General features: G+C 71.3%; 26 protein-coding genes and 2 pseudogenes. 15 read left to right on the top strand and 13 right to left on the bottom strand.

Going from position 1 to position 26,931, the window contains the following annotated elements:
* Window positions 1-237: 237 nt before the first annotated feature.
* On the bottom strand, window positions 238-615 hold the full coding sequence (locus ACIBG7_RS35375; protein ID WP_397339060.1) for a response regulator transcription factor: 378 nt from the start codon (window positions 613-615) through the stop codon (window positions 238-240).
* A gap of 263 nt (window positions 616-878) precedes the next feature.
* Between ACIBG7_RS35375 and ACIBG7_RS35370 the strand changes: the two genes are divergently transcribed.
* Window positions 879-1,223 (top strand): YciI family protein, encoded by a 345-nt coding sequence (locus ACIBG7_RS35370; protein WP_397339058.1) that lies wholly within the window; start codon window positions 879-881, stop codon window positions 1,221-1,223.
* A gap of 124 nt (window positions 1,224-1,347) precedes the next feature.
* On the opposite strand, the gene ACIBG7_RS35365 is transcribed toward ACIBG7_RS35370, so the two are convergent.
* Complete coding sequence (locus ACIBG7_RS35365) at window positions 1,348-4,161, bottom strand: BTAD domain-containing putative transcriptional regulator (RefSeq protein ID WP_397339057.1); 2,814 nt, start codon at window positions 4,159-4,161, stop codon at window positions 1,348-1,350.
* A gap of 69 nt (window positions 4,162-4,230) precedes the next feature.
* Here ACIBG7_RS35365 and ACIBG7_RS35360 point away from each other — a divergent pair, with 69 nt between their 5' ends.
* The 5 genes from ACIBG7_RS35360 (at window position 4,231) to ACIBG7_RS35340 (ending at window position 9,679) form a co-directional block, all read left to right on the top strand.
* Window positions 4,231-5,280: an FAD-dependent monooxygenase gene (locus tag ACIBG7_RS35360; protein WP_397339056.1), complete on the top strand. Its 1,050-nt coding sequence runs from the start codon at window positions 4,231-4,233 to the stop codon at window positions 5,278-5,280.
* A 44-nt stretch (window positions 5,281-5,324) separates the two neighbouring features.
* The gene (locus ACIBG7_RS35355; protein ID WP_397339055.1) at window positions 5,325-6,785 is read left to right on the top strand and encodes an MFS transporter; all 1,461 of its coding nucleotides are present in this window, start codon (window positions 5,325-5,327) and stop codon (window positions 6,783-6,785) included.
* Between the two features lie 119 nt (window positions 6,786-6,904).
* Entirely contained in the window at window positions 6,905-7,318 is a 414-nt protein-coding gene (locus ACIBG7_RS35350) for a hypothetical protein (RefSeq protein WP_397339054.1), read from the top strand.
* A gap of 232 nt (window positions 7,319-7,550) precedes the next feature.
* Window positions 7,551-8,684 carry a serine hydrolase domain-containing protein gene (locus ACIBG7_RS35345; protein WP_397339053.1) on the top strand — a complete coding sequence of 378 codons (1,134 nt, stop codon included), beginning with the start codon at window positions 7,551-7,553 and terminating at the stop codon, window positions 8,682-8,684.
* 119 nt (window positions 8,685-8,803) lie between these two features.
* The gene (locus tag ACIBG7_RS35340) at window positions 8,804-9,679 is read left to right on the top strand and encodes an alpha/beta fold hydrolase (RefSeq protein WP_397339052.1); all 876 of its coding nucleotides are present in this window, start codon (window positions 8,804-8,806) and stop codon (window positions 9,677-9,679) included.
* Window positions 9,680-9,682: 3 nt separating this feature from the next.
* On the opposite strand, the gene ACIBG7_RS35335 is transcribed toward ACIBG7_RS35340, so the two are convergent.
* Together ACIBG7_RS35335 and ACIBG7_RS35330 are read right to left on the bottom strand one after the other, a co-directional pair.
* Window positions 9,683-10,465, bottom strand: coding sequence for an alpha/beta hydrolase (locus tag ACIBG7_RS35335; RefSeq protein WP_397339051.1), 783 nt, complete (start codon window positions 10,463-10,465; stop codon window positions 9,683-9,685).
* Window positions 10,466-10,658: 193 nt separating this feature from the next.
* Window positions 10,659-11,123, bottom strand: a complete 465-nt coding sequence (locus ACIBG7_RS35330; RefSeq protein WP_397339050.1) for a MarR family winged helix-turn-helix transcriptional regulator — start codon at window positions 11,121-11,123, stop codon at window positions 10,659-10,661.
* Between the two features lie 62 nt (window positions 11,124-11,185).
* Here ACIBG7_RS35330 and ACIBG7_RS35325 point away from each other — a divergent pair, with 62 nt between their 5' ends.
* Window positions 11,186-11,716, top strand: coding sequence for a hypothetical protein (locus tag ACIBG7_RS35325; protein ID WP_397339049.1), 531 nt, complete (start codon window positions 11,186-11,188; stop codon window positions 11,714-11,716).
* 115 nt (window positions 11,717-11,831) lie between these two features.
* Here ACIBG7_RS35325 and ACIBG7_RS35320 read toward each other — a convergent pair whose 3' ends face one another.
* A complete protein-coding gene (locus ACIBG7_RS35320; RefSeq protein WP_397339048.1) occupies window positions 11,832-12,398 on the bottom strand; it encodes a L,D-transpeptidase family protein in 567 nt (188 codons plus the stop codon).
* A 183-nt stretch (window positions 12,399-12,581) separates the two neighbouring features.
* On the bottom strand, window positions 12,582-13,190 hold the full coding sequence (locus ACIBG7_RS35315) for a hypothetical protein (protein WP_357926336.1): 609 nt from the start codon (window positions 13,188-13,190) through the stop codon (window positions 12,582-12,584).
* A gap of 519 nt (window positions 13,191-13,709) precedes the next feature.
* On the opposite strand from ACIBG7_RS35315, the pseudogene ACIBG7_RS35310 reads away from it, so the two are divergent.
* Window positions 13,710-13,850, top strand: a pseudogene (locus ACIBG7_RS35310) (helix-turn-helix domain-containing protein); the annotation flags it as partial.
* 426 nt (window positions 13,851-14,276) lie between these two features.
* Here ACIBG7_RS35310 and ACIBG7_RS35305 read toward each other — a convergent pair.
* The 3 genes and pseudogenes from ACIBG7_RS35305 to ACIBG7_RS35295 all read right to left on the bottom strand — a co-directional run.
* Window positions 14,277-14,570: pseudogene (locus tag ACIBG7_RS35305) on the bottom strand (sensor domain-containing protein); the annotation flags it as partial.
* Window positions 14,571-14,582: 12 nt separating this feature from the next.
* A complete protein-coding gene (locus ACIBG7_RS35300) occupies window positions 14,583-15,341 on the bottom strand; it encodes a lysostaphin resistance A-like protein (RefSeq protein ID WP_397339047.1) in 759 nt (252 codons plus the stop codon).
* A gap of 137 nt (window positions 15,342-15,478) precedes the next feature.
* Window positions 15,479-16,027, bottom strand: coding sequence for a dihydrofolate reductase family protein (locus tag ACIBG7_RS35295; RefSeq protein ID WP_397339046.1), 549 nt, complete (start codon window positions 16,025-16,027; stop codon window positions 15,479-15,481).
* A gap of 123 nt (window positions 16,028-16,150) precedes the next feature.
* Between ACIBG7_RS35295 and ACIBG7_RS35290 the strand changes: the two genes are divergently transcribed.
* The 4 genes from ACIBG7_RS35290 (at window position 16,151) to ACIBG7_RS35275 (ending at window position 21,771) form a co-directional block, all read left to right on the top strand.
* The gene (locus ACIBG7_RS35290; protein WP_397339045.1) at window positions 16,151-17,314 is read left to right on the top strand and encodes an alpha/beta hydrolase fold domain-containing protein; all 1,164 of its coding nucleotides are present in this window, start codon (window positions 16,151-16,153) and stop codon (window positions 17,312-17,314) included.
* Between the two features lie 125 nt (window positions 17,315-17,439).
* Entirely contained in the window at window positions 17,440-17,781 is a 342-nt protein-coding gene (locus ACIBG7_RS35285; RefSeq protein ID WP_397339044.1) for a DUF1330 domain-containing protein, read from the top strand.
* Between the two features lie 214 nt (window positions 17,782-17,995).
* On the top strand, window positions 17,996-20,989 hold the full coding sequence (locus tag ACIBG7_RS35280) for a BTAD domain-containing putative transcriptional regulator (protein ID WP_397339043.1): 2,994 nt from the start codon (window positions 17,996-17,998) through the stop codon (window positions 20,987-20,989).
* A gap of 302 nt (window positions 20,990-21,291) precedes the next feature.
* Complete coding sequence (locus ACIBG7_RS35275) at window positions 21,292-21,771, top strand: TipAS antibiotic-recognition domain-containing protein (protein WP_397339042.1); 480 nt, start codon at window positions 21,292-21,294, stop codon at window positions 21,769-21,771.
* Between the two features lie 126 nt (window positions 21,772-21,897).
* Here ACIBG7_RS35275 and ACIBG7_RS35270 read toward each other — a convergent pair whose 3' ends face one another.
* From ACIBG7_RS35270 to ACIBG7_RS35255, 4 genes are all read right to left on the bottom strand, one after another.
* On the bottom strand, window positions 21,898-22,200 hold the full coding sequence (locus ACIBG7_RS35270; RefSeq protein ID WP_357926319.1) for a hypothetical protein: 303 nt from the start codon (window positions 22,198-22,200) through the stop codon (window positions 21,898-21,900).
* 117 nt (window positions 22,201-22,317) lie between these two features.
* Complete coding sequence (locus ACIBG7_RS35265; protein WP_397339041.1) at window positions 22,318-22,857, bottom strand: dihydrofolate reductase family protein; 540 nt, start codon at window positions 22,855-22,857, stop codon at window positions 22,318-22,320.
* A gap of 157 nt (window positions 22,858-23,014) precedes the next feature.
* The gene (locus tag ACIBG7_RS35260) at window positions 23,015-23,407 is read right to left on the bottom strand and encodes a hypothetical protein (RefSeq protein WP_397339040.1); all 393 of its coding nucleotides are present in this window, start codon (window positions 23,405-23,407) and stop codon (window positions 23,015-23,017) included.
* Between the two features lie 108 nt (window positions 23,408-23,515).
* The gene (locus ACIBG7_RS35255; RefSeq protein ID WP_357926312.1) at window positions 23,516-24,001 is read right to left on the bottom strand and encodes a MarR family transcriptional regulator; all 486 of its coding nucleotides are present in this window, start codon (window positions 23,999-24,001) and stop codon (window positions 23,516-23,518) included.
* A gap of 92 nt (window positions 24,002-24,093) precedes the next feature.
* On the opposite strand from ACIBG7_RS35255, the gene ACIBG7_RS35250 reads away from it, so the two are divergent.
* The 3 genes from ACIBG7_RS35250 to ACIBG7_RS35240 all read left to right on the top strand — a co-directional run bounded on the left by ACIBG7_RS35250 (window position 24,094) and on the right by ACIBG7_RS35240 (window position 26,929).
* Complete coding sequence (locus ACIBG7_RS35250) at window positions 24,094-24,951, top strand: alpha/beta fold hydrolase (RefSeq protein WP_397339039.1); 858 nt, start codon at window positions 24,094-24,096, stop codon at window positions 24,949-24,951.
* Between the two features lie 12 nt (window positions 24,952-24,963).
* Entirely contained in the window at window positions 24,964-25,800 is an 837-nt protein-coding gene (locus ACIBG7_RS35245; protein WP_397339038.1) for an EamA family transporter, read from the top strand.
* A gap of 142 nt (window positions 25,801-25,942) precedes the next feature.
* Window positions 25,943-26,929 (top strand): ArsR/SmtB family transcription factor, encoded by a 987-nt coding sequence (locus ACIBG7_RS35240; protein ID WP_397339037.1) that lies wholly within the window; start codon window positions 25,943-25,945, stop codon window positions 26,927-26,929.
* Window positions 26,930-26,931 lie beyond the last annotated feature (2 nt).

The following is a 26,931-nucleotide window of genomic DNA, read 5'->3' as shown; positions in this document are numbered from 1 at the left end:
CGGCAGCTTGAGGAAGTGGCGGGTTTCATCATCGGGATGGCCTTCGCCGGCGCCGACCCCAACGCCGCCGTGCCCCGGGTCCCATCGGCAGCCGCGTGACCTTCGGTGGCAGGACGTTCTGTCACAGCCAGCCGTGCTCGGTCGCCAGCCGTACGGGGGTGCGCGCCCGTCTTGCCCATGGCGGCCGACAGGTGATCGCGCACGGCGCCTTCGGACAGGTGCAGACGCCGCGCGATGTCAGCGGCGGCATCCAGGACCTCGGCCTCCCGGGTGGTGAGCGGGCTGATACCCGTGCTCAGCGACGCGGCGGCCAGATCGGGGTCCACGACACGCAGCCCGGCATGAACCTTTGCGTACGGTGTCGGCCAGACGCTCGGGCTTGATGTCCTTCAGGACGAACCCGGCCGCGCCGGCGGCCATCGCGCGGGTCAGGTCGCCGCCCGCCATCTGGATGTCGAGGAGGACGACGTCAGGCCGGGCGGCGCGGGCGGCGTCGATGGCCTCCGTCGCGGAGCCTGCCTGCCCGACCACCTCAAGATCTCGTTCCAGGTTCAGCGGCGCCGCCAGGGCACCGCGCACCAGCGCCTGGTCGTCGACGAGCAGCACCCGGATCATCGCGGGCATTCAGCGCGCAGGCGGTAGCCGCCACCGGGCAGGGGGCCCGCTTGAAGCGTGCCTCCGACCCGCAGCCGTCTGGCCAGCCCAGCCAGCCCGTGCCCCCGCTGCCGCCGCCATCAGCATGGCCAAGAACGGCCTTTCCCCGGGCGCGCGGCGACAACCCACCCGCCAAGTCTTGAAGGTACGGCGAAGCAAGCGAACGGCGCGCGGTGTCGATTCCCGGCCTGGGCCGTGCGTCATGGTGACGAAGGAGGTGCGTGATGCGATTCGCCCTGTTGCTGTTCGACACCGAGGGATATTGGGAGGCGGTCTCGCCGCAGGAGATGGAGGCGGCGCTCGCCGAGCACGCGGCCTTTGCCGAGTATCTGCGGGCCAAGGGCGTCACGTTCTCGGGCGAGGCGCTCCATCCGTCGAAGGAGGCCAGGTCGCTGCGTCCCTCGAAGGACGGGGTGGTCGCGGCGGACGGGCCGTTCGTGGCTCTGCGGGAGGAGCTGGCCGGGTTCTATCTCGTCGACTGCGCGGGGGTGGAGGAGGCCGAGGAGCTCGCCCGGAGGTGCCCGCTCGGAGCGGGGATCGAGATCCGCCCGGTCTGGGAGGTTCCCTGAGTGACTCCCCGCATCTCGAGGACCGGCTCGCCGCGATGGCCGTCGCGGCGCCAGCGGCTGAGGCGCTTGTGCCATCGAAGGGTGGAGCCACCTGGGCCCCGCTGCGGCGCGTAGCGGCCGGGCTTCACAGGAGGGCTCTGGCAGCGTCGGCGGCGGGGTTGCCGAGTTCTTCGAGCAGGCGGAGCGCCGCCTGGGCGTGGGTGCGGGCGAGGGCGGTGTGGCCGAGGGCGTGACGGGCCTTGGCCAGGCCGAGGTGGCCGTGGGCGGCTTCGTGGCGATCATCGATCTCCGTGGCCAGGGCGAGGGCGGCATCGTGATCGATGAGGGCTTGGTCGTGGTCGCCCATGGTGTGAGCGGCGGCGCCCAGGCCGTTGAGCGTCTCGGCTTGCAGGTGCGGGCCGAGGTCGCGGCTGATCGCGTAGGCGCGCTCGAGCACGTGGCGGGCGGCGTCGTGCTCGCCCTGGTCGCGGTGGACTTCGCCGAGGGAGAGCAGGGCGTTCCACACGCCCGCCGGGCTGCTGATCTCGTGGTTGATCCGCTGAGCGCGTTCCAGATGGTCGCGGGCGAGATCGGGCTTGCCCAGGTGCCCGTAGATCCTGCCCACGTCGATCAGGAGGACGCCCGGGCCGACGCGGTTGCCCGCCGACTGGAAGAGGTTCAGCGCCTGCTGGTAGTGGTCCTGGGCGTCATGAAGGTCGCCTTGGCGTTCGAGCGAGTGGCCCAGGTAGTGGTGTCCGACCGCCTCGCCCTCCGGGTCACCGACGGCCCGGCACGTGGTGATGGCGTCCAGGGCGTACCGCACGGCCTGCTCCACGTTTCCCATGGCGTGGTGGGTTCTGGCCAGGTCGGCGAGGGTGCGGCCCTCACGGCGGCGGTCGCCTGCCTGCCGTACTGCCGTGAGGGCGTGCAGATGGAGAGCGAGAGCGGTGCTGCGGCGGCCTCGTTCCTCCAGGTAGGGGAAGAGGGTCGTGGACAGGAGGAACGCCTGCGCGGGCCAGCCGTGTTCCGCCGCGTGCGCGCCGACGGCGAGCAGGACGGGCAGCTCCGCGTCCAGCCAGGTCATGGCGTCGGCGGGGCCGAGCAGGGACGGGGTCGGCAGGTTCGGCGGCTCGTGCGGCACGGGGAGGACGAGATCGTGGTACTTGAGGCGGGCGGCCTCGCCCGCGACGTGGCTGTAGAAGGCGAAGAGCCGGGTCAGGGCCGCCGCCCCCTCCTCGTCCTGCTCCTCCTGGCGGGCCGCCGATCGGGCGTGGTCGCGCAGCAGGTCGTGGAAGGTGTAGCGGCCCGGTTCCTGCTGGAGGAGCATGTGCGCGTCGAGCAGGTCCTCCAGCAGCGACTCGGCACGCGTGACGCTCAGCCCGGCGAGGGCTGCGGCCGCGTAGGCGTCGATGTCCTGGCCGGGGTGCAGGCCGAGCAGGCGGAACATGCGACGGTGATCGGCACTCACCTGCTCGTACGACAGCGCGAAGGCGGCCGCCACGCCCCGTTCCGCGGTGGCCAGTTCGTCCAGGCGGCGGCTCTGGTCGCGGAGCCGGGCGGCGAGGTAGTCCACCGTCCAGCGCGGACGGTGGCGCAACCGCGCGGCGGCGATGCGGACGGCGAGCGGCAGGAACCCGCACAGGCGCAGCACCTCGGCGACGGCCGCGGGCTCCTGCCGCGCCCGCGGCCCGACGACGCCGGTGAACAGCTCGGCCGCGTCGCGCTCCGAAAGCACGTCGACGGACAGGGCGTGCGCGCCGTCCAGGTCGACCAGCCGGCGCCGGCTCGTGATCACGGCCAGGGCGCCGGAGCCGCCGGGCAGCAGGGGCCGGACGTGCTGGGTGTCGGCGGCGTTGTCGAGCACGACCAGGGCGCGCAGCCCTGACAGCTCGCCACGCCACAGCGCGGAGCGTTCCGGGGTCCCCGGCGGTATGCGCTCCGCGGGCACGCCGAGCTGGCGCAGCAGGATCTCCAGAGCCTCACCCGGGTCCACGGGATCACGGCCGGCGGTGTGGGCCTGGAGGTCGACGAAGAAGGCGCCGTCGGGGAAGCGCTCGGCGAGCAGGTGTGCCGCGTGAACGGCCAGCGTGGTCTTGCCGATGCCCGCCATGCCGTCGATCGCGACCACGCCGACCCCGTCGGGCCTCATGGTGAGCCGGTCGAGCTCGGCTCGCCGTCCCGCGAAGTCGGGCACGTCGTACGGCAGGAAGCTCACCACCGCGGGCCGGTCGCCCCTCAGCACGGTCTCCTCGACCGCCGCGAACTCCCGGCTGGGATCCAGTCCCTGCTGCTCGGCCAAGGTCGCCCGGTAGTCGCGCGCGGTCGCCAGCGCCTCCGCCTGCCGTCCCGACCGGTGCAGCGCGAGCATGTACTGCCCGCGCAGCCGCTCCCTGAGCGGGTGGGCGGCCACCTCCGCGGCCAGCTCGTCGAGCAGAACGGCCTGCCGTCCGGCCGCGAGTTCCAGCTCGGCCAGCCGCTCGACGGCCGTCAGCCGTTGTTCCTCCAGCAGGGCCCTGGTGGCGGGCACGTAGTCGGCCTGCACGTCGGCCAGCGCCGGCCCCCGCCAGAGCGCGAGCGCCTGCCGGATCTCCTCGCTGTCGCCCGCGGCCAGCCTTCTGAACTCGTGGACGTCCACCTGACCGGGCTCCGGCACCGCGGCATAGCCCGACGGACGCGTCCGCACGATGTCCCCGGCGTCCGCGGCGTCCCCGGCGTCCCCGGCGGCCCCGGCCTGCGCCGCGCGCAGCATCCGGCGTATCGCCATCACCGACGCCTGGACCTGGGCCTTGGCGGTGTCCGGCGGAGTCGGCCCCCACATCGCCTCGATGAGCTGGTCCGTGCTCACCGTACGTCCCGCGTGCAACAGCAGGTAGGCGAGCATCGCGCGATGCCGCGGCGCTCCGCCCAGCGTGTGCTCGCCGATGCTGACCTCTACCGGGCCCAGGAGTGAGAAACGCATAGAGGTCATATAGCCGAACTTATCAACGTCTCCGCTCAATATTTCCCCAGGTCTCACGCCATACAGGACATGAGTGGAGAGGTGCTGATCTCCGGTGCCGGTGTCGCGGGCATGTCGCTGGCGTACTGGCTCCACCGGCAGGGCTACGGGGTGTCCGTGGTGGAACGCGCCGCCGCGTTGCGCGGCGGCCTCCACGCCGTCGGCTTCCGTGGCGACGCGCTCGGCGTCCTGGACGGCATGGGCCTGCTGCCGCAGATGCGGGATCACGCCCTGCGGATGGACGCGATCACGCTGATCGACGCCGACGGCAAGCCCGCCGGCGAGCTGCCCGTCAGGACGGTCGCCGACGGCCTGGAGGTGCTCCAGGCCGACGTGACGCGCCTGCTGCACAGCAACACCGCCGACGATGTCCGCTACGTCTTCGACGACTCGATCACCGCGATCGACCGCGACGAGGACGGCGTCAGCGTCGCGTTCGCCAGGGCCTCCGGGCGCCGGTACGACCTGGTGATCGGCGCCGACGGCCTCTACTCCAACGTGCGCCGCCACGTCTTCGGCCCGCATCGCGACTTCGTGCGGCACCTCGGCCTGTCGGGCGTCGGCTTCACGACGGCCAACTGGCTGGGACTCGGCCGCGAGGCCCTGCGGTACAGCACGCCTGGCCGGTCCGTGCACCTGTTCAGCGCCCGGAACCCGGACAGGATGATCGTGAGCCTGTGGGGCGCCACCGCCTCACCGCACGCCGACCGGCTCGGCCGCGACGCTCAGGAACGCCTGGTCCGCGAGCGCTTCGCGGGCGCGGTGTGGCAGGTGCCGCGCCTGCTGGAGGCGATGCGCCTTGCACCCGACTTCTCCTTCGCCTCCGCCTGCCAGATCACCATGGACCGCTGGTCACACGGCCGCGTCGTCCTCGTCGGCGACGCCGCGTACTGCGCGGCGCCGACGGCGGGCGCGGGCGCCTCTCAGGCGCTGATCGGCGCCCACGTGCTGGCGGCCCGCCTGCTGGAGTCGGCGGGCGACCACACGGCCGCGTTCCCCGCGTACGAGCGCGACCTACGTCCCTTCATCACCGAGAACCAGTCCAAGGGCGCGGAAGCGGCGAAAACGTTCGCCGTCTGACAGGAGCACCTGGCCGCGTCCCCCACGAACAGAAAGCTGAACCCATGCAACCGCATCCCCGTCGCTGGCTGATCCTCATCGTGCTCTGCCTGAGCACGCTGGTGCTGGTCATCGACAACATGGCGCTCACCGTCGCCGTGCCGGCCCTCGCCGCCGACCTCGGAGCCACCTCGCAGGACCTGCAGTGGATCCTCGAGTCCTACATGCTGGTCTTCGCCGGTCTGCTGCTCACCGCGGGCTCTCTCTCCGACCGGTACGGCAGGCGCAGGCTCATGGTCATCGGCCTGGCGCTGTTCGGCGCCGCCTCGCTCGCCGCCACCTTCGCCACCGACCCCGGCCAGCTCATCGCCGCCCGCGTCGCGATGGGCGTCGGCGGGGCGATGATCATGCCCAACACCCTGTCCATCCTCATGGTCGTCTTCCCCGGCGAGGCCGAACGCCGGAAGGCCATGGCCGCAGGAGCCGCCTTCGCCGTCCTGGGCCTGGTCGGCGGCCCCGTGGCGGGCGGCGCGCTGATCGCCACGCTCGGCTGGGAGTCGGTCTTCTGGATCAACGTCCCGCTCGCGGTTCTCGCCATCGTCGCCGCCCTGACCGTCATGCCCGAGTCCAGGGGCGCGGCGGCCCGGCCCGACCCGGTCGGCGCCGTGCTGTCCGTGATCGGCATGTCCGCCCTCGTCTGGACGATCAACGAACTCGCCCACGGCGTCGCCTGGATCCCGCTGCTCGTCGCCGTCGTCGCGCTGGGCGCCTTCATCGGCTGGGAGCTGCGCACCGAGCACCCGATGGTGCCGCTCCACCTCTTCCGCAACCGCGACTTCGCCGGCGGCAGCCTGTCACTCACGCTGGTGCAGATCGGCAGCGGCGGCATGCTCCTGGTGCTGACGCAGTACATGCAGTTCGTCCTCGGCTACACCCCGGCCCAGGCGGGACTGGCCTTCATCCCCATGGTCATCGCCTCGGTGGCCTTCAACGGCGTCGGCGCGGCACTCGGCGGCAAGCTCGGCAACCGCAGCACCGCCGTCCTCGGCATGCTGGTCATGGGCGCGGGATTCGCCGTGCTCGCCCTCTCCTCTCCCGACAGCTTCCTGGCGCTGGCCGTCGCGCAGGTCGTGCTGGGCGCGGGCAGCGGCCTGGCCGGGCCGACGGCGATCGCCGCGCTGATGAGCGCGGTGCCCACCGAGCAGGCCGGTGTCGGTTCGGCCCTGAACGACACCATCCAGCAGGCCGGCGCCGCGCTCGGCGTGGCCATCCTGGGCAGCCTCGCCACCAGCAGCTTCGCCGCGGCGATGCCCGCCGGCGCGCCTGAGGCGGCCCGCCGCTCGGTGGCGGCCGCGGTCGCCGATCCTTCGCTGGCCTCGGCCGCGCGGCACGCCTACGACGCGGCCATGTCGACCGCGTTCACCGGCGCCGCCGCCGGCGTGCTCGGCGCGGCCGTCCTGGCCCTGTTCCTCCTGCGCGGCCGTACGGCACGCGCCCAACCCACCCCGGTCGCCGCCACCACCTGAGCCGGCGACCCGAGCGGCATGGCAGTGGCCATGTCAGGGCGGCGACCGCCTCGTGTCAGCGCCATCCGCGACCTTTGACCCAACCAGCACGACACCTCTTCACCAAGGAGTTCACCACCATGTCCATCACCCTCACCGGCACCCTCACCGACCAGGACCAGCTCACCCTCCGCACCGCCGCCTGGGGCGCGGTCTCCCTGATGTCCGCCGCGAGCGCCGCCGGTTCCGCCCATCGGGCGGGCACCGAGGGCGCCATCGCGCTGACCTCGGCGACCGGCCCGGTCGGCCATGTGCTCGCCAAGGCGCCCAAGGGCGTGAAGTGGGGAAGGTCGGTCGCCGAACTCGCCGACCAGGTGCTGCCGGCGCTGACCGCCTCCATGGCCCTGCTGAAGCGGCAGGCGCCGAACGAGGCCGGCAACTTCCGCGACACCGTCACCGTCGCGGTGGAGGCCGCCGCGCGCCTCCACGAGGGCGAGCCCAGCCCGACCGTCGCCGCCATGGCCGCCAAGATCGCCGCCGCACTCGACGCCTGATCACGCGGCGCAGGATCGTGGTCAGGGTTCCTCGTCTCAGGGATGGCCAGGGAAGTTCTGCCGGCCGGAGTGAACTGGGCACGCCGCCGGCCCTCGCTCGCGCCGGGCTGCCGCGCACCACCCGTTCATGTCGCCGCCGTCGACCGCAGTATGTCTACAGGAAAAGGATGATCATTTGATGAGCGAGATCCAGGATTCTCGGCCTGCTCCGGAAGCTGATCGCCAAGGCCAGGTGAAGGGAGCGGACACCATCCAGGTACGAGGCGCCGTCGCCGACGGCTTCGAGAACGTCAGGGACGAGTTCGCCGCGGCCGTCACCGCGGAGCCCGGGCTGGGCGCGCAGCTCGCCGTACGAGTGGCCGGCCGGGAGGTGGTGGACCTGTGGGCGGGGCCGGGGGTGAGCGGTGAGTCCCTGTTCGCGTTGTACTCATCCGGCAAGGGCGCGGCCTACCTGGTCGTCGCGTTGCTGGTGCAGGAGGGCGTGCTGGACCTGGACCGGGCCGTGGCCGCGCACTGGCCGGAGTTCGCCGCGGAGGGCAAGGGCGACCTCACCCTCCGAGACCTGCTCGGGCACCGCGCGGGGCTGATCGGGGTGGACGGCGGGTTCAGTGCGGCGGAGTTGGCCGACGACCGGCTGCTCGCCGCGCGGCTGGCCGCTCAGCGACCCTACTGGCGCCCTGGGAGCGCGTACGGTTACCACGCCTTCGTCATCGGCGCGCTCGTCGGCGAGGTGGTGCGCCGGGTGACCGGACTGTCGATCCAGGAGATCTACGCCGAGCGGGTGCGCAAGCCCTACGGACTGGACTTCTACCTGGGACTGCCTGAGGCCCTGGAGGCTCGTTACGTACCGGTGCGGCCGGCGCGTGAGGGCGGGCAGGGCGCTCCCGCGCCGGACAGCCTGACCGGGATCGCCTTCAACCTCCATGCCACCCCGCCGACCGATCTGGTGGACTTCGCCAACACCCGGGCCGTGCGCGCGCTGGGTCCCACCTCCTCGGGGAGCGTGGGCAACGCCCGCGGCCTGGCCGCGCTCTACGCCGCGGCCATCTCCGAGGTCGACGGGCGCTCGCCGTTGCTGACCCCGGCGACCCTGGCCGAGTTCACCCGGCCGCACGCGTCCGGCATCGATCTCGTCACCGGAGAGCCCGACCACTTTCTCCTGGGTTTCGAGGCTCAAGGGGTCCGCTATCCCCTGCTCAGTGCCGGCGCGTTCGGGCACAGTGGCGCGGTGGGCGCGCAGGCGTTCGCCGACCCGCATCACGAGCTCGCCTACAGCTACACGCGCAACCGCTTCGCCACCGGCGGAGGCGGCGGGGCGCTGGAGAACCACCGGCTCATCGCCGCGGTGCTGCGCGCGATCGGCTGAGACCGGGTCGCCGGGCGCGCTCATGGCTGAGTACGCCCGGCAGGCCGGTGACGGGCCCGCGGCTGAAGCGACATGGCCCACCGCTGACCGTGAAAGTCGCAAGGCGCTACAAATAGCGCATGCCGTACTTCACTTCCTATGACGGAACGACGCTCGCCTACAGGCAGACCGGGGAGGGCGAACCCCTGGTCTGCCTGCCCGGCGGGCCCATGCGCGCCTCCGCCTACCTCGGCGATCTCGGTGGACTGGCCGGCCACCGGACGCTGATCATGCTGGACCTCCGGGGCACCGGAGACTCGGCGACCCCCGACGATCACCAGACGTACCGCTGCGACCGCCAGGTCGAGGACGTCGAGGCGCTCAGAGTCCACCTCGGGCTCGACTCCATGGACCTGCTCGGCCACTCGGCGAGCACCAGCCTCGCGCTCCTGTACACCGCCGCCCACCCCGAGCGCGTCTCCAAGCTGGTGCTCGTCACCCCGAGCATGATCCTTCCCGGCATCGCGATCACCGCCCAGGACCGGCGCGACCTCGCCGCCAGGCGCGCGGGCGAGCCCTGGTATCCGGAGGCCGCACGGGCGCTGGAGGCCGCCGCCGCGGGCACCGCGACCGAGGAGGACTGGAACGCGCTCGCCCCGCTGGCCTACGGCCGCTGGGACGAGGCCGCCCAGAAGATGGAAGCCGACGGCGCCGCGCAGTTCAACGAGGCCGCCGCCGGGATGTACGTCGCGCCGGGCGCCTTCGACCCCGAGGCCGTTCGCGCCGCGCTGGCGGCCTTCACCTCGCCCGCGCTCGTGCTCGCGGGCGAGGTCGATCTCAACAGCCCGCCCACGGGCGTGGCCGAGCTCGCCGCCTGGCTCCCCGCAGCCGAGCTGGCCGTGCAGAAGGACGCGGGACACTTCCCCTGGCTCGACGACGCCCCTACCTTCGTCGACACCATCGCGGGCTGGCTGCGGGATCCCCCACGCCTCAGCGGCCCTACCGAGGCCATCTAGCGGTCACGGCAGAAGGCGCTGGATGTCCCGGAAGATCCGCTCGCTGGCGGCGACGGCCGCCTCGTCGAGATTCTGGATGAAGCCGTGCTCCAGGCCCTCCTCCCGCCTGCCCATCACCTCGACACCGGCCTCGCGCAGCCGCTCGGCATAGGCTTCGCCCTCGTCACGCAGGGGGTCACGCTCGGCGGTGATCACCACGGCGGAAGGCAGGTCGTGCAGACCGGGCGTGCTCAACGGGCTCGCCGCCGGGTCGGCGGGGTCGGGCGTCCAGTAGGAGATCGCCTCGCGCAGGAACGCCGGATCGAGCCCCCACCCGCCCTGCTCCCGCACGCTCGCCGACGCGAGCGTGAGGTCGGTGTTCGGGCAGATGAGCACCTGCGCGGCAGGCAACGGCTCCCCGGCGTCACGCAGCCGAAGGCAAGCCATCGTGGCCAGGTAGCCGCCCGCGCTGTCCCCGGCGACGGCCCACGGCTTGGCCCAGCGCAGCACCTCGACCGCGTCGTCGATCGCCGCCGGGTACGGATGCTCGGGTGCGAGCCGGTAGTCGACGGCCAGCACCTCCACACCGCAGGCGGCGGCGATCCGGCGGCAGGTGCGATCGTGGCTGTCGAGGTCGCCCAGGATGAACGCGCCACCGTGCAGAAACACCATCAACGGCCGGGGCTCGTCGGCCGGCCGGTAATGGCGCAGCCGTAGCCCGCCGGGGCCGGTCAAGTCGCTGACGTGCGGCAGGGCAGGTCCGGGAGCCCGGGTTCGGGGAGCGCGCAACGCGTTGAGATCAAGCACAGCGTGCCATTCTTCCCCATGGGCTGGGGGCTGCGACTGTTCGCAGGCGACCCGTCATACGCGCCCCCTCAGCATGAGCTCCGTGGCTGCTCGGAGCCGGCTGAACCCACAACCCCGCCAGGGTACGGCGTAGCGTGACGAATGCCTTGGGTGGACCTGGCAGGACGAGGCGGTGGCTGGGGAGGGTGCGGCGTCATGGCTCCGCATTGGATGCCTCTGCTGCCGCCCCTTCGCCCGACAGAAGGCCGTCGATGAGGGCCTTGAGCGTCCTGGCGTCGTCCGGGCCGAGCCGGTCCAGCAGGTGACGTCGGGTGGCCATTTCCAGTGTGGGCAACGTCGCGTCGATCACGTGCCTGCCGGCCGGGCACAGCGTGACCTCCACCCCGTTCGGAATCTTGTCGCGGGCGACGTAGCCGCGGTCGGCCATCCGGGTCAGCAGGTGCGACAGCCGGGTCCGGTCCCAGCCGAGGGCGGCGGCGAGGGCGTTCTGCCGCAAGCTCCCGCCGGACTCGTGCAGGCAGACCAGGACGCCCAGTTCCGGCTCAGACACACCGGACGCCGCCGTGGTTTCGGCGATGACGGCGGCACGGACCATCTCATGGGCGCGCTTCCACCGCAGCCACAGCTCGGTCGCCTCCCCCGGCCCGAGTGTTGACATATCAACACCCTACTTCCTAGTGTTCGTCCCGACCACATGGCTCGATGTGCAAGGACTCTCCGATGCTCGATCCTCGGCGGCACTACGCCAGCCTGCGCCTGGTGGCGCTCCTTCCCCTCCTGCTGTTCCTCCCTGCCGTGATCGCCTTCTTCACCGACCCAGACGTCGCGTGGGGAGAATACCTGGGCGTCTTCTTCCACCTCTCGATCCTCTTTCTGGTATCGCGCCTGGAGGCGGCGCCCTGGGCCAAAGCCGCCGGCTACGGCTGGGTGGCTCTCGACGTGCTCGCCGGCATCCTCATGATCAACGCGGTCGAGTACGACACGGCTTGGGCGGTCCGGCTCGGCGGCCACGTGCTCGCCGGCGTCTGGATCGTGGCGAGCTCCCTGGTCAGTCGCTCCTGGCCGGTCCGCGTGGTGGGCGTCATCACCGGGGTCTGGCTGGCCGGTTACTCCTTCGCCGGCACCCTGCTCGCCGAGGAGTTCCTGCGCCCGGCCGGGATCATGATCCTGGTCTGGTTCGCCCTCCTGGCGATTTTCCACCGCGACACTCCCGCGCACCCGGCGGCAGCGACCGGCCCAGCGCCTGCCTGACACGCGGAGTCCGTTGGCCAAAGCCGCACGCGGCCAGGAAGCCACCACAACGGGGGCGTACTGACGTTTCTCCTCGCTCACGCGCGAGCGAGAGGTGCGCGCGGGACGGCGTTCGTCATGGGCGTACCCGGACCATGGTGCCGACCTCGACCTGGCGGAAGAGCCGGTCGGCGACGTGCATCGGCAAGCGGACACAGCCATGGGACGCCGGCCAGCGGGGCACGGTCTTCGAGCCGTGCAGGGCGATGCCGTGGTTGAAGTACATGGTCTTGTACATCGACCCGAGCGGGCCGCGGTCCCAGCCGTGGACGCGGCGGAAGACCCGGTAGTCGCCGAGCGGGGTGACCGCGTAGCCGCAGCGGCCCTTCATGCAGTAGTAGCGGTTGGCCCCGGTGGACACGTGCGAGATGAGCCGGATCTTCCCGCGCTCGTACAGGAACAGCACCTGGCGGCTGAGGTCGACGACGACGCCGTCACGCACCGGAGCGTGGATCTTGCGAGGCCGCTGGAGCGCGCGCAGGGTGGCGGGGGTGAGTTTCGAGACCGGCCGGAGCCCGTTGAGCTTCTGCAGAGCCCAAAGGGCGACCGCGGTCTCTCTGGTGAAGACGCCGTCAACGCGGCCGGGAGAAATGTGGAGCTCGGCCAGGCGCTGTTCCACCTGGAGAATCTGCGGGTCAATCACTCACGCCTCCGTGCAATTCTCCGGTATCCGGATCCGCGGATCGAGGGAATTCCTGTCGTTTCCGCGGACACTTCGGAACATGGGCCGAAAGGGCCTTATCGCGAAAGAGCGGCACTCCTTCGGTGACCCGTCCGGGGATGGCGCGCTCCCCGGACGGGTCGCCCCGCCGTACCGAGCCCGAGGTCAGGCAGGCGGCGTGTGCTCGACGAACGGGGTGCAGTTGCCGGGCCAGGCCGGGACGCTACCCTGTCCGGGCCTCGAGTTGACCCGGCAGCTCGTCTGCCTGACCAGGCCCGTGCTGCTCAGCACGGTGACGTGCAGCCGCCTGCCCATCACGGTGAGCGAGACGTCGATGACCGAGCCGGGGTAGTTCGGGATCGTGGAGATGTCGTGCCACTTCGGCGTGGTCCGCGGGTCGCGGACGTAGGTCTTGCCGTCGCCGGGGGCGTAGCCTATGAACTTGTTGCGACCCTGGAAGGCGGTGTCGATGGCCTTACCGGGACCCGCCGGGCCGGGAGGGCCCGCGGGGCCTGCCGGACCCGCGGGGCCTGCGGGGCCCGCCGGACCGGCCGGGCAGTCGCACTTGCGGTGGTGGTGCTTGCATCCCCGGCGATGGCCGTGCCCGAACCGCTTGAAGTGCGGCTTGTCGCCCGACACCTGCGGCGGCGCGACCGGCTGCCTGACCTCGGCGGCGTTCGCCGCGACCGCCGGCACCATGCAGCCCGCCGCCGCCGCCGCGGAAACGGCCAGAATCTGCACGCTCTTGGTGAGCGCGCGGGAGAAATGCGCCATTAAACAGGCCACCCCTTCGTTTGCCTGAGTGATCTTGCTTGGTGGAAATAACCATTCGAGAGCTACCCGAGGCTTTTGTGGGGCAATCCATAGGCGACGTTATGCGCCTGTCAACATCTCGCAATAATGTCCGACTTTAGGCTTATGGCGCTTTTGATGGGGCATTGGCATCCGATTCGGGGATATGGACCGACAATCAGGCGCCTTCCCGAAAGGACTCCCCCATCAGCTTGCGGTCAACATGCAGGACAGGCTGAGGAGTCAGGTGCGTGGCCTGGGGTGTAGCTCACCGGCCCCCAGCCGTACCGGCGCAGGCCGCGGCTCTGCTGCGGCGCTCCGAGCGTCCTCCGGACACGGAGGGTGGTTTCGCACACCTACGCCTCATGACCTGCTCGCGCGGATCCGCAGCATCACTTCACCGTCGGCCAGGGCGGCGGAGCCGTTCGGTCGTTGCTGTGCACTGACCCTAAGCCCAGGTAGATAGGCTGAAGACGGGACAGGTGTGGATGAGGGGGACGGGTGGCGGAGTCGTTCGGCAGCCTGCTGCGGAGCCGTCGGCAGGCCGCCGGGCTCACCATCGAGGAGCTGTCCGAGGCCTCGGGCGTCAGCGTGCGGGCCATCAGCGACATGGAACGCGGGATCAGCCGGAGCCCGCAACGGCGCACGGTCGAGGCGCTGGCCGAGGCGCTCCCGCTCGACGACGCGCAACGGACGGCCCTGGCGGTGGTGGCGCGCGATGGACGGCTGCGCCAGGACGCCCTGGCGAGGGGCGCGTGCGAGCTCCCCCGTGGCGTGGGCGACTTCACCGGCCGGGCCTGGGAACTGCGCACGCTGCGTGACCTGGCGATCCGCGCCGCAGACCACGACACCGCGATCGAATCGGACGCGGGGACCGCTGTCGTGGCCGCGATCTCCGGCACCGCGGGGATCGGCAAGACAGCCCTGGCCGTACGGGCCGCCGGGCAACTGGCGGACCTGTTCCCCGACGGCCGCTTCTCCCTGGACCTGCGCGGCATGGACCCGGTCCCGCTCGACCCGGGGACCGCGCTGTCGCGGCTGCTCACCGCGCTGGGCGTGCCGCCAGAATCCCTCGTCGGCGAGGATCGCGCCCGCTCTCCTGCGCCTGCTCCACGAAGGATCGCCGGCGAGCGGCTCAGGCGCGCTGATCCGCGTCCCTGTCCACCGGGCGGCGCGGGAGCGGGAGCGGTCCGACAGCGCCCGCAGCGCCGACGCCGCGGGCACGAGCAACCGGAATCCGGCGCCGATCGGCAAGAGCAGCAGGGCCAGGACGACCAGCGACCCGACCGCGGACACCGCCACCGCCTGCAGCCCCGCCAACTGGCAGCGCCCCACCGCGGCCAGCGCCCTCTTCGCCCTCATCGGTGGTGGATTCTACTGGGGGCCTTCCACGTCCACAGCAGTGCCGCCAGCGCGCACGACGTCCCGAACAGCGCCATCGGCACGACTGCCCCGCTCTCCTCCCATGAACAGCAGCAGGCCGAGGTTGATCAGCGTGTGGAAGCCCCCGGCCAGCAACAGCCGGTGGGCGCGCACTCGCTCCATCGCCAGGCCCATCACGACCGACATCGACACCGTCGCCACCAGGAACGCGGCCGTGTACGCCGGCGGCTTGCCGAACACCGGGACGTGCCACAGCCCCCACAGCAGCCCCACCACGATCGACGCCGTCAGCGGGCCGTACCGGCGGCGCAGCAGCGGCTGCAGCAGGCAGCGCCAGCCGATCTCCTCCGCGCACGCGCCGATCAGTTGCGCGGCCACGATCAGCGCGAACGGGTTGCTCAGCGTCTCCGGTCCGGTGTAGCGGGCATCGCCCGTGAGCACGCCATAGCCGCCGGCGCAGAGGGCGACGATCAGAGGGGTGGTGACGAGCAGTAGCAGCCCCTGACCATCCACCCCTCCGCCCCGACCCCAGGCACCGGACAGCGCCGACCGGGCGAGGCCCGGCCACACCAGGGCGACCATCCCCACCGCCAGGGCCGGCCCGAACTGGGTCAACTGGATGACCTCGGCAGGAATCGGTGTGCCGGCCTGCGTCGCGCCCAGCACGCCGGATGACACGAAGGCGACGGCGGCGAACACCCCCGCAGCCGCCAGGACGCCGGAGGTCGTCCGTGTTTCTGTCTTCAGCATGGGGTCGACGATTCCGTCTGAACCGCCCGCGATCACTGCACCCGTCAACCGGGCAGGGGTGGATCCAGGCACACCCTGTCCCGCTCGAGGATCGCTGGAGGCGAGGTGACTAACCGGATGGTTACCCCACGTGAGGCTCAAGCACGCGCGTGTTCCGGCCGGTAGGTCAGTACGGCCAGGCCCGACGGCAGGACGCTGACGTCGGCGAGGGCGAAGCGGGCGGTCAGGCCCTGGTGGAAGAGCAGGTCGCCCCCACCGACAAGGAAGGGATGCAGCCACAGCCGCAGCTCGTCGATGAGGCCGTGCTCCAGCAGCGTGCGGGAGAGCGAGCCGAAGCCGTACTGGACCAGCCGCGCGCCGTCGGCCTTGAGTTCGGCGACGCGTTCGGCCACCCGCTCGGCCAGGACGCTGGTGGCCGGCCAGGACGGGGCGGTGAGCGTGGTGGAGGCGACGTACTTCGGCATCGTGTTGATGTGGTCGCTGTAGGCGTCGCCGGAGCGTTCGGGCCAGGTGGCGGCGAACACTTCGTAGGTGCGACGGCCCATGATCAGGGCGTCGGACGAGAGCAGCAGATCGGTCTGGATCTTCTCGGCGCTGCCGTCGTCGTCGCCCGTGGACGGCCAGTCCTGCGGGTCGCCGATGACGCCGTCGAGCGTGATGTAGGTGGAATTGATCAGCAAGCCCATGATGGGTGTTCCTTTCGACGCGGTCAGACTGGCATGGCCGTTCCTGCCGGCGGAAAGGCCGAACGTGCATGACCGCGATGCGGGCGACGCATGACCAATAGCCGCATGACCCACAATGGCGGCGTGAGGGAGAACCTGCCTTTGCCTCCGGCGCCGGAGGCGATCGAGCTGCGCCATCTGCGCGCGTTCGTCGCGGTGGCCGACGAGCTGAACTTCGGCCGGGCGGCCGGGCGGCTGTATCTGTCGCAGCCCGCGCTGAGCCGCCAGATCCGGGCGTTGGAACGGCTGATCGGCTACGAGCTGCTACGCCGCAGCACCCATCGGGTCGAGCTGACGTCCGCCGGAGGCGCGATGCTGGAGCGCGCCCGCGCGATCCTCGCCGACGTCGACAGCGCGGTGGCGGCGGCCCGTGCGGCCGGCGACGACATGGCCGGCCGGATCGCCCGCCTGATGGACCCGCGGCACGCGCTGGTCGGCACCGCGCACCGGCAGGAGTTGCGCGAGGCCTTCGAGTCGCTGCTGGCCGAGTTCCCCGTGCCCACGGAGATCGACGTGCGCCCGCTCAGCGCCGGCGGGGTGCCGTCGTTCGTGCTGACGCCGGGCGCGGAGCGCCCTCCCACGGTGCTCTACCTGCATGGCGGTGGATACACGATGGGGTCGGCGTACGGCTACCGCTCGCTGGTGGGCGCGTTCTGCGTGGCGGCCGGGACGTCGGTGCTGTTGCCGGAGTACCGGCTAGCCCCCGAGCATCCCTACCCGGCCGCGCTCGATGACGTGATCCGCGCCTACCAGTGGCTGCTGGACCGGACCGAGGACCCCTCGACGCTGGCCGTGGCGGGCGACTCCTCCGGCGGCGGGCTGGCCCTGTCACTGCTGGCGGTCCTGCGGCAGCGCGGGTTGCCGATGCCCGGCCGTGTGCTGTTGCTGTGCCCGTGGGTGGACCTGACCTGCGAGTTGATGGCCGACACGGCGTCGGTGCCGCTGCTGACGCTCAGCCGCGACTCCACGCGCGACTACCTTCAGGGCCATCCGGTGCGCGGCCCGGTGCTCAACCCGTTCGAGGCGGACCTGACCGGATATCCGCCGATGCTCCTTCAGGTCGGCACCGGCGACGCGCTGGTGCACGAAACGCGACTGCTCGCCAAGCGGGCGGCGGAGCACGGGGTGGAGGCGGAACTCGACCTCTATCCGATCGACGCCCACGTCTTCCACATGTTCTGGTCCTTCCTCCCGGAAGCCGCCCAGGCTCTGACCCGGGCCGCCACCTTCCACCGGCCCGGGGACTGATCGAGCGGGCTCATGCGTCCCGCGCATCACGGTCATGCGCGTTCGGCCTTTCCCCCGCGGTGAGCCGCCGTGCCAGCCTGGCCTCGGCCGGCCGGCCCACCGTCTGATCACGAAAGGCTCATCCCATGACCGCTTACGCGATCGCCCATCTCAGGACGCCGTCCGCGCACCCCGACGTCCTCGAGTACATGGAACGCGTCCAGGCCACCATGGACCCCTTCCAGGGGCGTTTCCTGGTCCACGGGCCCGAGGTCGACGTCCGGGAAGGCGAGTGGCCCGGCACCGTCGTGGTCATCGAGTTCCCCGACATGGATCATGTCGTCGGCTGGTACGAATCGGCGGCCTACCAGGACATCCTGCCGCTGCGCACCGGGCACGTCCCGGGCGCCGCCGTACTGGTGGAGGGGGTCTCGCCCGGGCACAGCGCGGCCGGGCTCGCGGCCGCGCTGCGCGCGGCGGGCTCGTGAGCGGCGCCCGACGTTTTGAGAGCCTTCGAAAGGGTTGCCGACGCCGTGACGCAGATCAAGTCTGGTGCCGAAGCACGACTTCGAAGGCGGGGGGTTCCTGGTGGTTCGCGAGCTCGGACCGGTGACGAACGCCGGCTCGGCGCAAGGGCGTGCGTTATCTCCGCGCTTCTCCGTTCTGGGCCCGCTGACCGTCAACCTCAGAGGCGGCGCTTGGGTGCCTGTGCCGGGAGCCAAGAACCGTATCCTGCTGGCCTGCCTGCTGCTGCGCGTCAACCAGATCGTGTCCGTCGCGGGCCTGGCGCGGCGGCTGTGGGGGGATCATGCGCCCCGGGACGAGCGGCGCGTCGTGCAGACGTACGTCGCGCGGCTGCGGCAGTGGCTCGGCGACGACGGCACGGTCATCCAGACGCGGGCGGGCGGCTACACGATCCAGCTCGCCGCCGACCGACTGGACCTGCTGGAGTTCCGCCGGCTGCTCCGCGAGGCCGCGCGGGCGGACTCACCCGGCGTGGAAGGCGCGCTGCTGAGCCGCGCGGTCGGCCTGTGGCGCGGCGCCGCCTGTGAGGACGTCGCGTCGGAGATCCTGCACCAGCGTGATGTCGCCGTCCTGGAGGAGGAGCGCAGGCAGGCCGTCGAACGCCGCATCGATCTGGATCTGTCCTCGGGGAACGCCTCCCATACCCTCATTCCCGAACTGCGGATGCTGACCCTGGAGCATCCTTTGCGCGAGCGGCACTGGGCGCAGCTCATGCGCGCCCTGCACCAGGCCGGGCGACGGGCGGAGTCGCTGGACGCCTACCGCGCCGCCTTCGTCCACCTGCGCGAGGAGCTGGGCGTCGAGCCCGGCCCCGAGCTGCGTGACCTCCACCAGACGATCCTCGCCGGATCGCCCGCGCCCGCGACGGTAGAGGCCGCCGAGCCGTACCCGCCGCGTGAGGTGCCCGCCCCCGTCGCCGGCTTCGTGGGACGCGCGGCCGAGCTGGCAACCCTGGACCAGACCCTGACGCGCCCGGGAGTCACCGTCGTCGTGGGCAGGGCGGGTGTGGGCAAGACCGCGCTGGCCGTGCGCTGGGCGGCCTCCGCCTCGGAGTCCTTCCCCGACGGGCAGCTCTACCTCGATCTGCGGGGGTTCGCCGCGCTGCCGCCCCGCCTTCCCCGCCAGGCGCTGCGCGCCCTGCTGCACGGCCTCGGCGTGCGGCCGGCCGACATCCCGGCGGACGAGGAGGCCGCCGCCGCCCTGTTCCGATCGCGTACGGCAGGCCGCAGCATGCTGATCATCCTGGACAACGCCCGCGACACCCGTCACGTGCGGCCCCTGCTACCCGGCACCGGCCCGTCGGTCATCGTCACCAGCCGCAACCAGATGCGCGGCCTGGTCGCCGGCGGCGCCGCCGCGCGGATCGCGCTGGGCCCCCTGCCGCCGCAGGAGTCGCTGGACCTGCTCGCCCGGCACGTGGGTCACGACCGGCTGCGCCGCGAACCCGCCCAGATGAGGAACCTGACAGCGTCGTGCGAGCACCTGCCCCTGGCGCTGCGCATCGTCGGAGAGCGCCTGGCCCGCGTGCCGGGACTGTCCGCCGGGACGCTCGTGCGGGACATCGAACGCGACGGCCTGGCCGCCCTGCGGGCCGGCGACGGCGACCCGGACATCCGGCACGCGCTGTCGTGGTCCTACGAGCGGCTCAGCCCGGCGGCCCGGCGGACCCTGCGCCTGGCAGCGCTCCTCCACCCCGGCCCCGTGCTGGAACCCGAACCGCTCGCCGCGCTCGTCCAGATGCCGCCCGGCCACGTCCGGCGGCACCTGGACCTGCTGAGCGCCGACCACCTGGTCGAACAGACCGCGCCGGAGCGCTACCGGCTGCCACACCTCGTCCGCACCCACGCGGCGATCTCACCAGACGAAAGGATCATGCCGATGGACACCCGGTTGGACGGGCAGGTGCTCCTGCCCGGAGACGAGGGGTACGACCAGGCCCGCTCGGTCTGGAACGCCATGGTCGACCGGCGGCCCAGGGTCATCATGCGGTGCGCGAGCGTGGCCGACGTGCGCACCGCCGTACGCGTCGCTCGTGAACGGGACCTGACGGTCGGCGTGCGGTGCGGCGGGCACAGCATCGTCGGGCACGCCGTGCCCGACGACGGCCTGATGATCGACCTGACCCCGCTGGCGTCGGTGCGGGTCGACCCGGTCGCGCGCCGCGCGGTGGTGCAGGGCGGCGCGCTGCTGGGCGCCCTGGACACCGCTGGCCAGGTGTACGGCCTGGCCACCACAGCCGGGAACGTCTCGCACACCGGCGTGGGCGGGCTCACCCTCGGCGGAGGGATGGGCTGGCTGGCCCGACGCTACGGCTTGACCTGCGACAACGTCACCCGTTTCGAGGTGGTGACCGCGGATGGCGACCTGGTGCGGGCCACGCCGGAGATCAACTCCGAGCTGTTCTGGGGCCTGCGGGGCGGCGGCGGGAACTTCGGTGTGGTCACCGAGTTCGAGTTCGTCCTGCACGAGGTGGGCACCCGGGCCTTCGTCGCCGAGCACGACTTCGATGCCGCCACGGCCGGCGCGGCGATGCGCGCCTGGCGCGACCTCAGTGCCGGGGCTCCGCGTGAGGCCACCTTCACCGCCACCGTCGCCGACGGGGTGGCGACGCTCGGCTGGGTCTGGGTCGGCGACCCCGGCCAGGCACGGCACCACCTGGCCGCTCTTGAGTCGCTCGGCCGGCCGCTGGCCGTACGCGCGCACGAGATCAGTTACCTCGACCTGCAACGTCGCGAGGACAGCGCGGAAGGGCACACCTTCCGCCGCTACTGGAAGGGGCACTACTTCGCCGAGCTGACCGACGAGGCAATCGAGGCCATCCTGCTGCACGGGATCGGCGGGCACGGCGTCGCCGCCAGCATCCAGCAGTACGGCGGCGCCATCGCCGAAGGGAACGACTCGGCCTTCGCCCACCGCTCGGCGGCGTTCGAGTACGTCGCCGCGGCCAAGTGGAGCGACCCGGCCGAGGATGAGACCCGGATGGCCGCGGCCCGGCTGCTCGCGGCGAAGCTGGCCCCTCACGCGTCCGGCGCCTACGTGAACGTCCTGTCCGACGACGACAACGGGATCGGCCGTGTGTACGACCAGCCCCGCATGGAGCGGCTGCGGGCGCTCAAGCGGGCGTGGGACCCGGACAACGTCTTCCGCCACAACCACAACATCACCCCCTGAAACGCGCTGTCCTCGACGGTGCCGAACGTGGTGAGAAGGCGCACCGGGACATCGACGGCTCGGGCCGGCTCGACGAGCCGGCCCGAGCGGCTGACCGCCTGTCCCTCACCCGGAGCCTGGGTCTGAGGCGTGGTCGAGCAGTTGTCCGGATTCGCCTGGGCGCTCCCGCTCATCGCCATGATCGACGCAGCCCTCGTTTTCCGGGAGCGTAGGTCAACGCGTTTTCGTCCCGCCATCGATGAGTCTCATCCGTCTTCTCGCGGGTTGAACCCGACGCAACGTGAGGCTTTATCGTCGCCGTCATGAGCGACAAGCGAATCCGGTCCCCTCTGAGTGCCGCCGACAAGCGCGAGGTGTGGGGAGAGTGGGCGGAGAAGGAAGACCAACATCTTCAGGAGGTGGAGCAACGCTGGGGTGATTCCGATGCCTATAGGCAGACGGCCAGGCGAGTGGCCGCCTACGGCAAGCTCGAGTGGGAACAGATCAATGCGGGCAACGCCGAGATCGAGGCGCGAATCCGTGCCCTCATGGACATGGACGCCGACCCGCTGAGCGAGGCGGCCATGGATGTGGCCGAGGCCCAGCGCGCGCATGTCAGCCGCTGGTTCTATGACATGAGCCACGAGTTCCACGTGCTCAAGAGCCGGCTGTACGTCGACGATCCGCGCTACCGGGCCGGCATCGAGGACAACACCCGCCCCGGCGCGGCCGAGTGGCTGCGGGCGGCCATCGCGGCCAACGCCGCCCGCGCAGCCCAGACGTCACTCGAACCGGGGAGCTAGAAACCCGGCGCCTCCACCCCGCCGGCCGGACGCATGGCATGGAGGGGTCGACGGTCAGTGTCCGTCCGGGGCCGGCTCGATCGTTGTGGGAGCGTCAAGCCCGATAGCCGGGTTACTCCGTCCTGCTCAGGAAGGGCAGGTTCCGCCATCGAGAACGGTCATTCCGCCCTTCTTGATATAGCCATTCCAGGCGGGAACGCGCACCCGATCCGCGCCTGTCCCGGCGTAATAGAAAGTGACGATCGTCCCGCGTTTGATGGAGCCCTTAGGAGTCCAGCCTCTCAGGGTGCGGTACACCGTCTTATCCACGGTGAGTCGCGCCTTGTTCCAATTGCAGTCCGCGGTCGCCGATGTCGCGGCGCTGACGCCGCCGGTGGTTGCGGCGGTGAGGCCGGTCGCCAGCAGTACACCGATCAGTATCCGGCGCATATCCATGCGCTCCCTTCGTGTCGATCGTCCCGATCCCCCGCGCCGAAAAGGCCGCCTGTGCAGGACCGCGCAGAACAGACCAGCCGGCTCAGAGGTCCTAGTGGTAGGCACGCCGTGCTATTTCCTGGAGTAGTCGAGGAACAGCGTCCCGTTCCGCCCCTGCTCGACGCCGGTCAGGGCCCAGGACCGCACGGTGTCCTCCGCCTCGAAGGCGCGCCTGCCCTGCCCCACCACGGCAGGCGCGACGACCAGGCGTAGCCGGTCGATGAGCCCGGCGCGCATGAGGGAGCGCGCCAGGCCAAGGCTGCCGTGCACGCCGATGTCGGCGCCCGGCCCCTGCTTGAGGTCCGCGACGTAGTCGATCGCGGGCCGGTCGACGACGATGGTGTTCGCCCAGTCCGCGGTGAGTGCACTGGAAGTGAAGACATGCTTGCGCACGCCGTTGATGAAGGGGGCGAACGGCTCGAAGTCCGACGCAGGCCAGTGCTTGACCCAGTAGTCGTAGTTCCCCCGTCCCATCAGGACATCGTCCTGGGTAGAGATGACCCGGCCGAGATAGTCGATCAGGTGGTCGCCCTCATCGCCGAGCCAGTCACCGGGCTCCTCATAGGCGACGCCGTCCAGCGACATCAGGTGATACAGCACTACATTGCGCATGCGCGCTCCTGAGTTGTTCAGTTGGGATAGGTGTAAGTGAATCGGCGTGGACAGCGAGATTCCCAGGACGATCGAGGTGTCCGCACCGACAGCCCCGACACCACGCGAGCTGACGCCGTACGGCCGCGCCGTTCGGAGCGAGGCACGAGAGACTCCGTCACCTGAGCCGGCGTAGCCCTGCCAGTTGCAGAGCGGCGAAGGTCCCGACGACGGCGGCCTGAACGAGCGTCCATGCGGCGCCGAGGGGCGTGAGGTTCAGCAGCCCCGTCAGCACGATGAGCACGCTGCCCGCAGCCCACCCGGCGTTGACCGCCACCACCGCGATCAGCGCGGGCGCGCTGGGGCGTACCGCCAGGTAGGCCACCGCCGCGCCGTAGACCACCAGGAAGCCGCCGAGCCAGCGCAACGTCGCCGTGTCCGGGCCCAGCAACTGGCCGATGAGCTCGCTCAGCGTCACGTACCCGAGCCCGTTGGCGGCGGTGACCGCCGCGTCAAGCACGAGGACGCGTTTGAGGAAGGTGAGCCCCACGGGGCGGGGCGGGGTGATCATAAACTCTCTCCTGTCTGTGGGCGCGCCGCCAGTGTGGCGACGACCTGCCACAGATCCCCTTCATTCCATCGCCAGGTCGCCATCACGCGCCCGAAGGCCGGCCGTACGTCAGTCGGACGGAACCGGGCCGGTGGATGACCGGTGCCCGGCGGAGATGACCTGCTCGATGTCGATCAAGGCCGCCAACTGGCGTCCGTCCAGCGCCCGGCCGAAGTGCCGGTCGATGGACGCCAGGTGGGCGGGAGTCGCTTCCTCGTAGGCCTGCCGTCCGGCCGGCGTGAGCAGGACGTCGTCGCCACGGCCGTCCAGCTCGCAGGCCTCGCGCGCGATCAGTCCGCGCTGTTCCATGCGGCCGAGCTGGCGGGACAGCCGGCTGTGCGCCCACTGCAGATGATCGGCGAGGCGGCCCACCCGCACGCACGTCTCCGCGCGCGCCAAGGTGGTCACCGCGGACAGGACCTCGTAGTCGGGCATCGACAGACCCGAGTTCTTCTCCAGGTCGCGGGCGATCTCGGGGTCCACCAGGAGCTGCAGCCTCCGGTAGGCGGCCCAGGCGTCTTGCACGGCCTGAGCTGGAGGGCCGGGTCGCGTCATGGGCCCAGCTTACCCGAAACAAGTTACATGTAACGAAACCGCGTGCTAGGTTCTTCGTTACATGTAACGAACCTGCCGAGAGGGTGACCATCATGGAGCGGATGTTCAACGTGAACGGGATCGACCTGGCGACCGAGACCTTCGGCGACCCCGCCGATCCCGCGATCCTGCTGATCCACGGCGGCGGGCACTGCCTCCTGAACTGGGAGGAGGAGTTCGTCCGGCGCCTGGCAGCCGGTCAGCGCTACGTCGTCCGCTACGACAGCCGGGACGCCGGCCGCTCGACCGGCTCCCCCGCCGGAGCTCCCCCGCATGCCCTGCGGGACCTCGTCGCGGACGCCGCCGCCCTGATCGGGGCGCTCGGACTGGAGCGGGCCCACCTGGTCGGCATGTCACAAGGCGCTGCGGTCGCCCAGCTCACGGCACTCGACTACGCCGATCGAGTGGCCACGCTCACCCTCGCCTCCTCCACCCCCGGCGGCCCGGGCCACGCCTACGACGACCTGCCGGACATGACGGCCGAACTGCGGGCCGTACTCGCGGTTGAAGCCCCGGAGCCGAACTGGCAGGACCGGGACGCCGTCATCGACTACCTCGTCGAGGCCGAGCGGCCCTTCGCCGCGGCCGGCCACTTCGACGAGCCGGCCGTGCGGAAGCTCGCCGAGCGAGTCGCCGATCGCACGATCGACCTCGCCGCACAACTGATCAACCCGTTCCTCCTGGACGCCGGCGAGCCCTGGCGACACCGGCTCGGCCAGATCAAGGCACCGACACTCGTCCTGCACGGCACCGACGACCCCTTCCTCCCCCTCGGCCACGGCCGCGCCCTGGCCGCGGAGATCCCCGGCGCCCGCTTCACCGCCATGGAGCGGACCGGACACGAGACCTTCCCCCGGCGCCACTGGGACACGGTCGTTCCCGCGATCCTCAGCCACACCGCCCACCGCTGACCGGGCACACTCGTGCTCGCCATCGCACTGGCCCTCGGCGCGGGGCTCGGTTGGGGCACCTCCGACTTCCTGGGAGGGCTGAAGAGCCGCGCTCTCCCACTGCCGTCGGTCCTGCTGCTCTCACAGGCCACCGCGCTCGCCCTGCTCGCGACCGCCACCGCCGTACGCGGCTCCGGGCCGCCCGGCCTGGACTTCCTCGGCCAGGCAGCTATCGCCGGGCTGGGAGAGACGCTGGGTATCGCCGCCCTCTACCGCGGCTTCGCCGTCGGGACGATGAGCATCGTCGCCCCTGTCGCGGCCGCTGCACCGCTCGTCCCGCTGCTCGCCGGGCTGGCCGCGGGGCAGGTTCCGGGGTCACTCCAATTCACCGGTATGGCGCTTGCCGTACTCGGACTGATCATCACTTCACGCCGCCCCACCGACGAAGCAGGGACGCGTCCGCAGGTGAGCATCCTGTACGGCATGCTGGCGGCGCTCGGCTTCGGCGCCTTCTTCCTCACCCTGCACAACGCCGGCCAAGCCGACATCGGGTGGTCGCTGCTCACCGCTCGGCTCACCACCGTGACCGTGATCGCCTCCGTCATCGCCCTCCGGCGTCACCGCGTCGCCGTACGAAGAAGCGATCTGCCGGCGCTGGCCGCGATCGGCGTCCTCATCGTCGCGGCAGACGCCCAATACGCCTTCGCCTCGATTCTCGGTCCGGTCGGCGTCGCAGCCGTCCTGGGCTCCCTGCACACCGTTGTCACCATCGCGCTCGCCCGGATCATCCTGAAGGAGCGACTCTCCCGTCTACAGGCGATCGGCGTCGGAGTGGTTCTCGCCGGCGTCCTGATCCTCTCGCTGGCCTAGTCACGGCCGGTGAGGCGCCCTGCGAGAACGAGGGAGCCGATGACCGCTTGAGTCTCACGTTGCGTCAGGTTCTACGCTCACCACTCACTGCCCCCCGACAGCAGGCGTACCGAACGGCGTGAGACCCGCGAGAGGAGAGACCATGCACGGGTACTCACAGTTACGGACCGGCGAGCTCGACGAGGTCAACGCCACCGTTTCCCTGCATCCCGGCGCGACGCTCCTGTCACTGATCGCGGGCACGTTCGGCGGCCGGCCGCACGGTGTCCCCCGCCACTGGCAGCGGGCCGTCGCGGCTGTCACCGGCGACGACGCCGTCGTCCTGCGCCCGCTGTTCGACCCGCACTACTCGGTCATCCCCGACTGCCTGACCGCTACCTCCACGATGGCGGAAGCCGACATGGACGCCTACCTGAGCGCCCTGGCCGAACTCGACGGCGTCATCCTCGTCCGCGAACTCGAGGCCGAGTTCGGCCCCGTCCTCCCCCGGCACTGGCATCGGGTGGCCGACCGTCCGGGAACCTGGATACGCGCCTACACCGGTGTCATGAACCGGCTGTGGGAGGAGTTCCGCACCGTCTGGAAGAAGGCCGACACCCTTCTCCGTAAGGAGCAGGAACGCATCGGCCTGGCCGCGGTGACACGCAGCCTGCCCGTTCTTCTGCCGGGGCTCAGCCCACGCCTGATCTGCGACGGCGCCTCCATCCGGCTGCCGGACCAGCAGGGCAGGTCCTTCGATCTCGGCGGTCGGCGGCTCACCTTCGTGCCGGTCGTCTCCGGTCAGGGCGCGTGCCTGTTCTCCTTCGACCAGCCCGGCCCCGCGTGGATCGGATACCCCCTGCCCGCGGTCGGCCTCCTGTGGTCCGGCGGCACTTGCCAGGCTGCCCGCGACGACACCGACAAGCTCGCTCTCGCTCTCGGTCCCACTCGAGCCGCCATCCTGCGGCTGGCTGGGACCTCCATCCCCATCGGACGGCTCGCCGCCCTTCTGAACTGCTCGCCTTCCACCGCCAGCTACCACTGTGACCAGCTTCAGGCCGCCGACCTGCTCGGCCGCCACCGTCACGGCCGCCACGTCCATGTCCGGATCACGGAGCGGGGGGACGAACTCCTCGCCGTCCTGACCTGACC

Origin of the sequence: Nonomuraea sp. NPDC050328 (assembly GCF_044459405.1) — a bacterium.
GTDB lineage: Bacteria > Actinomycetota > Actinomycetes > Streptosporangiales > Streptosporangiaceae > Nonomuraea.
This window is presented reverse-complemented; position numbering and strand designations above follow the sequence as displayed.